The organism is Serinicoccus sp. JS2-9 (assembly GCF_059025165.1).
Genome location: NZ_CM180091.1, coordinates 2,559,748 through 2,571,450, shown reverse-complemented (window position 1 = coordinate 2,571,450; position 11,703 = coordinate 2,559,748). Strand labels below are relative to the sequence as shown.

General features: G+C 71.4%; 13 protein-coding genes. 8 read left to right on the top strand and 5 right to left on the bottom strand.

All coding sequences use genetic code 11. The features are described 5' to 3' along the window. The first annotated feature begins 61 nt into the window (after window positions 1-61). Window positions 62-1,267, top strand: coding sequence for an acetyl-CoA C-acetyltransferase (locus tag AC5PYY_RS12455; protein WP_493897125.1), 1,206 nt, complete (start codon window positions 62-64; stop codon window positions 1,265-1,267). A gap of 26 nt (window positions 1,268-1,293) precedes the next feature. Here AC5PYY_RS12455 and AC5PYY_RS12450 read toward each other — a convergent pair whose 3' ends face one another. Both AC5PYY_RS12450 and AC5PYY_RS12445 read right to left on the bottom strand, forming a co-directional pair. Then, window positions 1,294-1,944 carry a phosphatase PAP2 family protein gene (locus AC5PYY_RS12450; RefSeq protein WP_493897124.1) on the bottom strand — a complete coding sequence of 217 codons (651 nt, stop codon included), beginning with the start codon at window positions 1,942-1,944 and terminating at the stop codon, window positions 1,294-1,296. A 41-nt stretch (window positions 1,945-1,985) separates the two neighbouring features. Continuing rightward, window positions 1,986-2,936, bottom strand: coding sequence for a 5'-3' exonuclease (locus AC5PYY_RS12445; RefSeq protein ID WP_493897123.1), 951 nt, complete (start codon window positions 2,934-2,936; stop codon window positions 1,986-1,988). A gap of 37 nt (window positions 2,937-2,973) precedes the next feature. Here AC5PYY_RS12445 and AC5PYY_RS12440 point away from each other — a divergent pair, with 37 nt between their 5' ends. Further along, window positions 2,974-3,240 (top strand): hypothetical protein, encoded by a 267-nt coding sequence (locus AC5PYY_RS12440; protein WP_493897122.1) that lies wholly within the window; start codon window positions 2,974-2,976, stop codon window positions 3,238-3,240. Window positions 3,241-3,250: 10 nt separating this feature from the next. After that, entirely contained in the window at window positions 3,251-3,712 is a 462-nt protein-coding gene (locus AC5PYY_RS12435) for an Lrp/AsnC family transcriptional regulator (RefSeq protein ID WP_493897121.1), read from the top strand. Between the two features lie 96 nt (window positions 3,713-3,808). Here AC5PYY_RS12435 and ybaK read toward each other — a convergent pair whose 3' ends face one another. Next, window positions 3,809-4,303 (bottom strand): Cys-tRNA(Pro) deacylase, encoded by a 495-nt coding sequence (ybaK, locus tag AC5PYY_RS12430; RefSeq protein WP_493897120.1) that lies wholly within the window; start codon window positions 4,301-4,303, stop codon window positions 3,809-3,811. A gap of 92 nt (window positions 4,304-4,395) precedes the next feature. Next, window positions 4,396-5,871 (bottom strand): KamA family radical SAM protein, encoded by a 1,476-nt coding sequence (locus tag AC5PYY_RS12425; protein WP_493897119.1) that lies wholly within the window; start codon window positions 5,869-5,871, stop codon window positions 4,396-4,398. Between the two features lie 448 nt (window positions 5,872-6,319). Here AC5PYY_RS12425 and lnt point away from each other — a divergent pair, with 448 nt between their 5' ends. From lnt to AC5PYY_RS12405, 4 genes are all read left to right on the top strand, one after another. Next, window positions 6,320-7,837: an apolipoprotein N-acyltransferase gene (gene lnt / locus AC5PYY_RS12420; RefSeq protein ID WP_493897118.1), complete on the top strand. Its 1,518-nt coding sequence runs from the start codon at window positions 6,320-6,322 to the stop codon at window positions 7,835-7,837. A 9-nt stretch (window positions 7,838-7,846) separates the two neighbouring features. Continuing rightward, window positions 7,847-8,647 (top strand): polyprenol monophosphomannose synthase, encoded by an 801-nt coding sequence (locus AC5PYY_RS12415; RefSeq protein ID WP_493897117.1) that lies wholly within the window; start codon window positions 7,847-7,849, stop codon window positions 8,645-8,647. Continuing rightward, window positions 8,644-9,210 carry an FxsA family protein gene (locus AC5PYY_RS12410; protein WP_493897116.1) on the top strand — a complete coding sequence of 189 codons (567 nt, stop codon included), beginning with the start codon at window positions 8,644-8,646 and terminating at the stop codon, window positions 9,208-9,210. Before AC5PYY_RS12415 ends, AC5PYY_RS12410 begins: the two co-directional genes overlap by 4 nt. A 260-nt stretch (window positions 9,211-9,470) precedes the next feature. Further along, entirely contained in the window at window positions 9,471-9,830 is a 360-nt protein-coding gene (locus AC5PYY_RS12405; protein WP_493897115.1) for an RNA polymerase-binding protein RbpA, read from the top strand. A 126-nt stretch (window positions 9,831-9,956) separates the two neighbouring features. Here the strand turns inward: AC5PYY_RS12405 and AC5PYY_RS12400 are convergent, their stop codons facing one another. Further along, window positions 9,957-11,345, bottom strand: a complete 1,389-nt coding sequence (locus AC5PYY_RS12400) for an MFS transporter (protein WP_493897114.1) — start codon at window positions 11,343-11,345, stop codon at window positions 9,957-9,959. A 142-nt stretch (window positions 11,346-11,487) separates the two neighbouring features. On the opposite strand from AC5PYY_RS12400, the gene AC5PYY_RS12395 reads away from it, so the two are divergent. Continuing rightward, window positions 11,488-11,670, top strand: coding sequence for a CsbD family protein (locus AC5PYY_RS12395; RefSeq protein ID WP_493897113.1), 183 nt, complete (start codon window positions 11,488-11,490; stop codon window positions 11,668-11,670). Window positions 11,671-11,703 lie beyond the last annotated feature (33 nt).

Genomic DNA, 11,703 nt, shown 5'->3' with positions numbered 1-11,703 from the left:
GACCAGCCCGGGCGTGAGAACGTGCGTCCGGTGTCGAAGGGGGTCTCGCTAGGCTGGATGCATGACCGACATCGTCATCTGCTCACCGCTGCGCACCCCCGTCGGAGGCTTCCTCGGCAGCCTCGCCAGCCTCTCCGCGGCCGATCTGGCCACCCAGGTCCTCACCACGCTGCTGGAGCGCACGGGCCTCGGGGACGGCGACGTCGACGACGTCATCCTCGGCAACGCCAACCCCTCCGGCGAGATCCCGGCCCTCGGCCGCCTCGTCGCCCTTGACGCGGGGCTGGACCGCGCCCCGGGTATGCAGCTCGACCGCCGCTGCGGCTCCGGCCTGCAGGCGGTCCTCACCGCCGCCTCCCAGGTCGCGAGCGGCGCCAGCCGCCTCGTCGTCGCCGGGGGAGCGGAGTCGATGAGTCAGGTCGAGCATTACGCGCTCCTGCGGCAGGGCGTCAGGGGGGCGGGGGTGGAGCTCACCGACCGGCTCGCCAGGGCGCGGTCCACCGCCGGAGGTGCGCGTCACCCCATACCGGGCGGCATGATCGAGACCGCCGAGAACCTCCGCCGCGACTACGGCATCACCCGTGAGGCCCAGGATGCGCTCGCCGTCCGGTCGCACCGGGCGGCCGCGGCGGCCCAGCAGGAGGGGAGGTTCGCCGACGAGCTCGTCCCCGTCCAGGTCACCACCCGCAAGGGCACCACCACGGTCGACACCGACGAGCACATCCGTCCCGACACCGACCTCGACACGCTCGCCGGTCTCCGCCCCATCCTGGGGAGGCAGGATCCGGAGGCCACCGTGACGGCAGGCAACGCGAGCGGGCAGAACGACGCCGCGGCGCTGTGCGTCGTCACGACGCGCGAGCACGCCGAGGAGCGCGGTCTCGCTCCCGCCCTCACGCTGCGCTCCTGGGCGGTCGCCGGGGTGGCACCCGAGACCATGGGCATCGGCCCGGTGCCCGCGAGCGCCGCCGCGCTGGAGCGGGCCGGGCTCACTCTCGCCGACATGGACCTCATCGAGCTCAACGAGGCCTTCGCCGCCCAGGCCCTGGCCGTCCTCACCGAGTGGGGTCTGGCCGACCCGGACCGGTGGGAGCGGCTCAACGTCAACGGGTCGGGGATCTCGCTGGGTCACCCCGTCGGCGCGACCGGGGCCCGGATCCTGGCGACCCTGGCGCACGAGCTGCCCCGACGGGACGGGCGCTACGCCCTGGAGACGATGTGCATCGGGGGCGGCCAGGGGTTGGCCGCCGTCTTCGAGCGGGCCTGATCAGCCCGCGTGATCACCTCCCCTGGTCAGCGGGGCGGAGCCGGGTCCGGCGATGCGCGCCCGCGCACGAGAAGGCCGAGGGCCAGGGCCGCGACGGCGAGCAGCACCGAGGCGATGACGTCGCTGGGTCGGTGATAGCCGAGCAGCACCACGACCACCCCCATGTAAGCCGTGAGAATGACCCCGATCGTGGCCGAGAACCCGAGCAACGACCGGGGGCTGCAGAGCAGCAGCGCGATCGCCACGGCGGCAGCAGCTCCGGTGTGCCCGCTGGGCAGCGAGTTGGCCATGACCCACGGGTCGGCCAGCTGAGGCCGGGGGAGGACGGCCTTGAGGACCTGGATGGAGACCACCAGGAGGCCCACCGCCACGGCGACGGCGAGCCCGGTGCGCCGATGACGCAGCGCCCCGAGCAGCGCCAGCACCGCGCAGATCCCGACCAGCAGATAGGGGTCCGGGACGCCGCGCGACAGCTGCAGATACTCCCTACCCGAGACCGTGGCTCCGTCCATGACGGCGTTGTCCACCCGCTGCCCCGCCTCGGTCAGCACGGCCAGGACGTAGGTCGCGACGAAGCCCGCCAGCGCCAGCACGATGAGCAGCGCCCAGGTCCGGCCTCGGCCCGCCTGAGGCTCGGCGGACGGGACCAGCGGGTCGGCGGCGTGGGAGGTGGTCATCGCCTGCGAGCCTACGGCGCTCGCCTGTGCCCGGGCTGTGCCTACGGCGTGATCGAGAGGGCGGCCAGGAGGCGACCGACCGGGTTGCCCAGGTCGTACGTCTCGATGAGCTGGTGCAGCGTGCCCGGGTCCGCCAGCTCACGCGGCAGCGTCAGCGGGACGTCCGCGACGGGGGCGTCAGCGGCGACCAGCACTACCTCGGGAGCGGCGTCGAGGTATGCCGTCGCAGCTTCGAGGTTGGTGCGTCGCGCCCCCTTGATCGCGGGATCGCCGGAGTCGACCGCCTCGCGCAGCGCGGCGAGGGTGCCGTACTGCTCGATGAGCGCGGCAGCCGTCTTGTCGCCGATGCCCTTGACGCCGGGCAGTCCGTCCGAGGTGTCGCCGCGCAGCATCGCCATCTCGGCGTAGGCCGAGCCGGTAGGGACGCCGTAGCGCGCGTGCAGGTCGCCCTGGTGGAGCTCCTCGGCGTCCCGCACCCCCTGCTTGGCGGTGTAGATCACCGTCACCCCGGCCTCGTCGTCGACCAGCTGGAAGAGGTCACGGTCACCCGTCACCACGCCCACCGGGAGCCGCCCCCGGTGCCGCGCGGTGAGGGTGCCGATGACGTCGTCCGCCTCATACCCGTCGGCCCCGAGGATCGGGATGCCGACCGCGTCCAGGACGCGCCGGATGATGGGCACCTGGACCTCGAGCTCAGGTGGAGACTCCTCCTTGGTGGAGCCGTCCTCGCCCTCGACCAGCCGGTGCGCCTTGTAGGACGGGATCGCCCGCACCCGGAAGTCCGGCCGCCAGTCGTTGTCCCAGCAGCACACGAGGTGGGTGGGGGAGAAGCGGTTCACCAGCGTGGCCACCATGTCGACGAGCCCCCGCACCGCGTTGGTCGGCGTCCCGTCGGGGGCCTCGCGGAGGTCCTTGACCCCAAAGAATGCGCGGAAGTAGAGCGAGGCGGTGTCGAGGAGCAGCAGTTGCGGCGGGGCGACCGAGGGCGTCATGGAGCCACACCCTAGTGGCCCGGGCTATCGTGCTCCCATGTCCAGAGCCGCTCGTGCCCCCTGGTGGGTGCTGGTCGTCACGCTGGTGGTCTGCGCGGTCGTCCTCGCCGGCCCGCTGTGGGGGAGCTACCTCGGCGAGAATCCGCTCGAGCGTCCTCCCGGACCCGACTACGGCACCATCGTGCGCCTGGCCGTGCCGACGATCATCCTGACGCTCGTCCTGCTGGGCACGATGCTGTGGGCCGGTGGGCGGGCGCGGACACAGCCGACGGCGCACCCCGGATCGACGGAGGACCACGACTAGGCTGGCCAGCATGGAGCCGCTCGATCGCCACATCGTCCAGGTCTTGGCACAGGACGGGCGCATCAGCTTCGCCGACCTGGGACGCCAGGTGGGGCTGTCCACCTCGGCCGTGCACCAGCGGGTGAAGCGGTTGGAGGAGCGGGGGATCATCTCCGGCTACCGCGCGGTCGTCGACTACGCCGCCGTCGGCCTGCCGCTCACCGCGCTGATGTCGGTGACGCCGTTCGACCCGTCCGACGACGACGACATCCCCGAGCGGCTGGCCCACATCCAGGAGATCGTGGCCTGCTGGTCGGTCGCCGGGGACGAGAACTACGTGCTGCTCATCCGGGTGTCGCGACCCCAGGATCTCGAGGAGCTGCTCGCCCGGATCCGGCAGGAGGGCTCCTGCTCGACCAACACCACGATCGTGCTCTCCACGCCGTGGGAGGACCGCCTCGGCAGCCTGCCGCAGGGCCTCCCACCGGACTGATCACCCCACCACCGGGCGCCAAGGGTTGCTCGTCACCCCACCACCGGGCGTCGCCAAGGGTTGCTCGGCACCCCACCGGGCGTCGCGAAGGGTTGCTCAGGAGCGCCGGGCGATGGCGGCCGACGTGCCGCCGGTCACGGCGAGCAGGTCCGCGGGCGCCAGTTCGAGGTCGAGCCCTCGACGCCCCCCGCTCACGAGAATCGTCTCGTGGTCTGACGCGGAGGCGTCCAGCACCGTGGTGAGCGCTCGCTTCTGGCCGATGGGGCTGATGCCACCGACGACATACCCGGTCACCCGCTCTGCCACCGCCATGTCGGCCATGGCCACCTTCTTCAGGCCCAGCACCGACGCGATCGCCTTGAGGTCCAGCTGCCCGTCGACCGGCACGATCCCGACGCCCAGCTCACCCGGTCCCTGCACGAGCAGTGTCTTGAAGACCTGCGCCGGGTCGACGCCGAGCGCCTCGGCCGCCTCGAGCCCGTAGGACGCGGTCGCCGGGTCGTGCTCGTAGGCGCGGACGGCATACCTGATCCCCGCACGATCCAGCGCGAGCGTCGCGGGGGTGCCGGCGGACTGCTTCTTCCTCGCCACCGGACCAGGGTATGCCGTGCCGCAGCACCCACTGGCGACGCTCGGTGAGGTCGTCAGCAACCACCCGCAACGCCCGGTGGGGGAAGGAAGGATCAGGTGAGCTGGTCGACCGAGGCCCGCCGCGAGACGGCAGCAGCAGCGGCAGCCTTCTCCTCCTGCGCGGCGGCGTCGGCGCCGTCGTGCACCTCCAGCGCGTGCTCACGCCACCAGTCCTGTCCACTGGCGGGAAGGGTGTCGATCGGGTCGTAGTAGACGTACTCGGCGCTGGTCACGTCGATGTCCTCGCCCTCGATCGACGTGCGGTAGTTCTTGCGCCAGTAGGAGATGCCCCGCTCGGTGTCGTAGGTGTCGACCTGGTGCACCCAACGCTTGCCGACGAACGGCACGTCGCACACGATCCGCGGCGTGGCGAAACCGGGCAGGTAGCCCAGGATGGAGTGCTGCAGGTGCTGCGCGCGCCCGAGCGAGACCCGCCAGTGCTCGCTGAAGGGGATCATGTCGCACATGTAGAAGTAGTACGGCGTGATCATGGCCTCGTCGGCCATCGCGAAGCACAGGTCGAGCAGCTGCGCAGAGGTGTCATTGACCCCGCGCATGAGCACACCCTGGTTGCGCACGTCCCGGATGCCGGCCTCGAGCATGACCTTGCTCGCCTCCGCCACCAGCGGGGTCACCGACTGAGCGGCGTTGACGTGGGTGTGGATGGCCAGGCCGACGCCGCGCTCCCGGGCCTTGCGGGCGACGCGGCCCACGCCCTCCACGGTGTCCGGGGCGAGCCAGTGCTGCGGCATCCCCATGAGCGCCTTGGTCGCGAGCCGGACATCCCGGATGTTCTCGATCTCGAGCAGCTGGTCCAGCCATGCCTCGAGGTTCTTCCACGGCATGTTGGCCACGTCGCCACCGGAGACCACGACGTCACGCACCCCGGGGGTGGCGCGCAGATAGTCCAGGATCGCGGTATGCCGGTCGACCGGCTTCCCGGCCAGCTTGAGCTTGGTGACGGTCGGGGTGGAGTTGCCCACGAGGTCCATCCGGGTGCAGTGGCCGCAGTACTGCGGGCAGGTCGGCAGCATCTCGGCCAGGACCTTGGTGGGGTAGCGGTGGGTCAGTCCTTCGGCGACCCACATGTCGTGCTCGTGCAGGCTGTCGCGGGTGGCGTAGGGGTGCGAGGACCAGTCGGTCCGGCGATCAGAGAAGACCGGCAGCATGTAGCGGCGCACCGGGTCGGCGTAGAACGCGGCGGTGAACTCCTCCCCGGCGGCGGGCATCCGACCGTCGACCCAGGTCGGCTCGCTGACAATCGTGTTGAGCATCTGCGGCGGGAGCAGCATCGACATCGTCGCCCGCTCCGCCTGGTCCCGCTCGAGGTCGGCGTAGAGCGCGTCGGTGAGCAGGTCGCCCATGACGGTGCGGAGCTGGGCGATGTTCTTGACGCAGTTCACCCGCTGCCACTGGACGTCCCGCCACTGGGCCTCGGTGACGTCCGCCCAGCCGGGGAAGCGGGTCCAGTCGGGCTCCACCAGCTCGCGTCGCCGGTAGACATAGGGCTGCTCGATCGGTGCGCTCATGGCACGCATCCTACGGATGGCATCCTGCAAAAGCCAGGCTTTGCAGGATGATGTCTTGAAGAACTGGCACTTGGCAGGATGATCGTGCGTCACCCTCGTGTTTCACGGCGCTCTTGTCCCACCGAGAACACCCTTCCCCGAGGCGAGCGGCGTGTCGGCGACGACACGCCGCCACGGGCAGAAAGTCGGGCCGAGAGTCGGTCGTCGACCCCCGCCCTGACCTGCGCACTCTCGCGTCGTCGCAGGTCAGAGCCATGTTGACACCAAAGGGGCGGCGTCCTAAGTTCGACGGGTCCCTTCGACGCCCACCGCGTCCAGCAGGGGAGCCAGGACCCCGTGCACCGAGTAGACAACGGTCTCGTGACGGCCGCCAGCCAGTCACGAACCGGCCCCAAAGGTGCCGGGGTCCGGCCATGTCCGGGGGGAGGCGCCGCGTAGGCTCCAGGGCGTGCCGACCCTCGTCCGCCTCATCGTCGCCGCCGTCGGCGGAGCGCTGCTCTGGTTGGCCTTCCCCTCCTTCGACCTGTGGCCGCTCGCCCCCCTCGGCTGCGCCGCGCTCGCCCTCGCCACGGCCGGTGCCTCGCTCCGGACGGGCCTGCTGGCCGGGCTGCTCCTCGGACTCACGTGGTACACCCCGATGTTCGTCTGGGCCAGCACCTACGCCGGCGCCACGCCGTGGCTCGCCATGAGCCTCGCCTCGGCGCTCTACCCGGCCGCGCTCGGGGGTCTGCTCGCCCTCCTCCAGCGATCGGGCGCCGTGCGGCCCGTCGTGGGGGCGGCCGCCTGGGTGCTCATGGAGTATGCCCGTTCGGTCACCCCGTTCGGCGGCTTCCCGTGGGCACGACTCGGCTTCAGCCAGGCCGACAGCCCGATGCTAGGGGTCGCCAGCCTGCTCGCCGTCGCCGGGCTCGGCTTCGTGGTCGCACTCGTCGGGGGACTGCTCGCCCGGTCCGGGCAGCTCCTTCGGGGAGACGCCGATGCCCGACGCCCCGTCCGCGCCGCCGGGCTGCTCGTCACCGCGGCGGCGCTCGTGCTCGCCCCGCTGCTCATCCCGCGCCCGACCGACGGCGAGAACCTGCGGGTGGCGGCCGTGCAGGGCGATCTCCCTCCCGACTTCACCCGCACCCTGTCCGCCGAGCGCGGCACCATGCTGACCCGCTACACCGACCTCACCCACGACCTGGCGACCTCGGTCCGGGCCGGGGAGACGTCATACCCCGACCTGGTGCTGTGGCCCGAGGGCGCGAGCGACCTCGACCCCCTCAGCCCGACCTCCGGTGCCGTCGCGACCAAGCAGATCCTGGCCGCGACCGACGACATCGACGCTCCTGTCGTGCTGGGCGCGACCTCTCGCAACGCGCAGGACGCCCCCCGCAACCTCGTGCTCGAGATGCAGCCGGGGGAGGGCCTGGACGACACCTACCAGAAGATCTTCCTGGCCCCCTTCGGCGAGCGTATGCCGTTGCGCCCGGTGATGCGGCACCTGTCCGACTGGGTGGACCGCATCCCCGACTGGGAGGCCGGGAGCGAGCCCGGCGTCATGGACGTGGCGCTGCGCGACGGCCGGGAGGTCCGGCTGGGGCTCGGCATCTGTTTCGAGGTGGTGGTGGACCAGGCGGTGCGCGACGTCGTGCACGGCGGGGCGGACCTGCTCGTCGTGCCGACGAGCAACGCGTGGTTCGGCGAGGGCGACGAGGCCGCGCAGCACATCGCCGCGTCCCGGGTGCGGGCCGTGGAGTACGGCCGGTCGGTCGTCCACATCAGCAACGTCGGCATCTCTGGGCTCATCACACCGGACGGTGCGGTCGACCAGCCCACCGAGCTGTTCACCCAGGCGCTCCTGGAGGGGACGCTCCCGCTGCGCAACCAGCAGACCCCGGCCCTGCACACCGGCCCGTGGGTCGTGCCCGCCGCCCTCGTCGTCGTGCTCCTCGGGCTCGTGACCGGGCACCGGCGCGCCGGTTAGGCTGACGCGATGACCGGATCGGAGCGTGCGCCGCTACGCCGCGTCTGCGTCTGCATGCCGACCTACAACGAGGTGCAGAGCCTGCCGAAGATGATCGGGCGGGTGCGTGCGGCGGTCCCCGACGCCGATCTGCTGGTCATCGACGACGCGAGCCCGGACGGCACCGGGCGTCTCGCCGACCAGCTCGCCTCCCACGACGACCGGGTGCAGGTGCTGCACCGTCCGGGCAAGCAGGGGCTCGGCCCGGCCTATCTCGCGGGCTTCGCGTGGGCCGAGGCGCGCGGCTACGACGCCGTCGTCGAGATCGATGCCGACGGCTCGCACCAGCCCGAGCAGCTGCCGGCCCTCCTCCAGGCCGCCGACGCCGGCGCCGACGTCGTCATCGGCTCCCGGTGGATCCGTGGTGGCTCGGTGCATCACTGGCCGCTGCACCGGCGGGCACTGTCCATGGGTGCCAACACCTACGCCCGGCTGGCTCTGGGCATGCCGGTCCACGACTCGACCGCCGGCTTCCGGGTCTACCGGCTGGAGTCGCTGCGGCAGCTCCTGGACGCCGAGGTGGCCTCGCAGGGCTACTGCTTCCAGATCGACCTGACCGTCCGCGCCGTCGAGCAGGGGCTGCGCGTCACCGAGGTCCCCATCGCCTTCGTCGAGCGCGCCGAGGGCAGCTCCAAGATGAACGACGCCATCGTGCGGGAGGCCGTCCTGCGCGTCGGGATCTGGGGTGTGCGCCGGCGGGTGGCGCAGCTGCGGGAACACCTGGGGAGCAGGGGGCGTTCTCGTTGGCAGCACCTCGAGGAGGTCACGTGACCGGCAACCCCCGTCCCCACGCCAGCGCCGCCACCGCGACGCGGCGCCCACGGCGCGGCGGCGCTTTGCGCTGGGTCCTGCTGGCCCTCGTGCTGCTGCCCGTCGTCGAGATCGCCGTCCTGGTCCTGGTCGGGCGGGCCATCGGGCTCTGGTGGACGCTCGGTCTGATCATCGCGGTCGCGGTGGTCGGGACCTGGCTGGCTCGTCGGGAGACGAGCCGGACCTACCGAGCGCTGCAGCAGGCGCTCAATTCCGGGCGGATGCCGGGCGATGAGGTCACCGACGCGATCCTGCTCATGGTCGGTGGCGTGCTGCTGCTCCTGCCCGGCTTCGTCAGCGACGTCCTGGCTCTCCTGCTGGTCCTGCCCTTCACCCGTCCAGTCGCGCGACGGCTGTTCCAGGCACTGGTCGCCGGCCAGGCTCTCAGCGCCGTCTCCGGCAGCGGGCGCAGTGGTGCCCAGCGTCGTCCCTCGCCCGGCCGGGGGCAGGTCATCGAGGGCGAGGTGGTGGCTGACGAGGCGCCACCGTGGCAGCAGGACTCTCGCGGCCGACTCGACGGCTGACGCCGTGGTCGGGGCCGCCCGAACCTCGAGTAGCCGGGTGCGGCCGATCGCCGCTACACTGAAATGTCACCCCCTGCGGCACCGCGACGGTCCGGCTTGTGCCTTCCGTCCGAGGCGCGAGCAGTGGGGAACATGGGGCGCATGCGACGCGTTGGACTACGCGGAGACGGCGCGCCGTCGGCCCGGACCGACGGACCGGACCAGACCACCAGACCAGATCACAGGCGTGTCTAGAACACGACACGATGGGAGTGCAACACATGGCAGAGAGGTCTCTGCGCGGAACGAACCTCAGCTGGCTCTCGTTCGAGAGCGACGAGGGCGTCACCTTCAGCGAACGTACGATCAGCCGCTACGTCTGCCCGGACGGGCACGTCAGCGAGTTGCCCTTCTCGGTCGAGGCGGAGATCCCGCCGCTGTGGGAGTGCCGCTGCGGTCTGGACGCCAAGCTCGAGAACGGCCCCGAGCCGGAGGCCAAGGCGACCAAGCCCCAGCGCACCCACTGGGACATGCTGCTGGAGCGCCGCTCCGTGCCCGAGCTCGAGGAGCTGCTGGAGGAGCGTCTGGCGCTGCTGCGTGAGATGCGCGGTGAGAAGCCGCGCCGCAAGCGCAGCGCCTGACGCGCCACCACATCACGCCGACGGGGCGGGACACGACACGTGTCCCGCCCCGTTCGCGTGCCAGGGCGGCGTCGGTGACGTCGTGCTCGTGCTCGGGCCGCCCGGGGGGCATCCAGGCCGTCGGGGTCAGACGATCGTGGGCTGCTCGTTGCCCGCCATCTCGATCCCGCGCCGGACATTGACCCGGGTGAGGATGAGACCGCCGACGACGAAGAAGGCGATGGTCACCAGGATCGCCGGTCGATAGGACCCGGTCAGCTGGTAGGTGATCCCGAAGGCGAGCGTCCCGAACCAGCTCGTGCCGCGCTCCATGGCCTGGTAGAAGCTGAAGAACTCCGACTCCTTGCCCTTCGGCACCAACTGGGAGTAGAGGGAGCGGGACAGCGCCTGGGTGCCGCCCATGACGGTGCCGATGAAGACCGCGCACACGAGCCATACCGTGAAGGCGCCGGCCGGCACGACGTAGGCGAAGGCGACCACGGCGGTCCAGAGCACGATGCCGCCGAGCACCGACTTCTTGGCCCCGATCCGTCCGGCCACCCACCCGAAGACGAGGGCGCCGCCCACGGCGACGAACTGGACCAGCAGGATGGTGATGATGAGCTGGCTGGTGTCGAAGCCCAGGGCCTCACTGCCGTAGAGGCTTGCCGAGCTGATGACGGTCTGGATCCCGTCGTTGAAGAAGAGGTAGGCGAGCAGGAAGAGCAGGGTGTGCGGGTAGTGCCGCAGCTCGCCGAAGGTCGTCCGCAGCTGGGAGAGCGTGCCGCCCACGACCCCGGCCGAGCGCTCCACCGGGGCGGCCGTCGTGCCCCGGAGACGGCGCAGGCCGATGACCGGGATGAGCGTGAACAGAGCCCACCACAGGCCCGCCGAGAGCAGGTTGAGGCGGACCGCCATCGTGTAGGAGATGCCCACCGTCTCGTGCACCTGCATGAGCACCAGGTTGAGCGCGAGCAGGATCCCCCCGCCGAGATATCCCATCGCCCAGGCACGGGAGGACACGCGGTCGCGATCGTCCGGCGCCGCGACCCGCACGAGCAGGGCGTCATAGACGACGGTCGACGCCCCGAGGCAGATGTTGGCGACGACGACCAGCGCCACGCCCAGCTCCCAGTTGCTCCCCTCGAGGAAGAACATCGCGCTCGCGGCCGCGGCGCCCACCCAGGCCAGGCCGCCCAGGAGCCAGGTCGGGCGGGGGTGTCGGTCGGCGATCGCGCCCACGAAGAGCAGGACGACAGCGGAGACCAACGTTGCCACGGTGATCGTGTAGGGCGCCACCGAGCCCACGGCGACCGGGACGCCAAGGACCGACAGCATCTGCTCGCAGCGCTCGCCGTCGGCCAGGTCGGGGCAGGCATCGGCCCTCGCCAGGGCGGTGAGGTAGGGCGAGATGAGCACGGTGCCCGTGGTCGTGACGTAGGCCGAGTTGGCCCAGTCGTACCACCCGAAGGCACGTTGGTGAGCCCGGGTGCGTTCCACCGAGGGATCGGCCCGCTGCACCGGCGTCGTCGTCATGGCGCCCATCGTAGGGCCGGGTCACCACTCCGGTGGGGAACCGTGGGCGACGAGGCAGACCACGGTGCTGGTTCGGCTTGCGGTCCGCCGTGGGTGGACCGAGAGTGAGGGAGTTGACCACCTCACGAAGGGAGAGCCCACCATGGGTATGGGTGACAAGATCTCGAACGCGGCCGACGAGGCCAAGGGCAAGGCGAAGGAGGCCGTCGGCGACGCCACCGACGACGAGCGGATGGAGGCCGAGGGCAAGGGCGACCAGGCCAGCGCCAACGTGAAGCAGGCCGGCGAGAACGCCAAGGACGCCTGGAACGACGCCACCAAGTAGTCCCCTCGCACCGCGGTCGCTGCCGCGACCGTC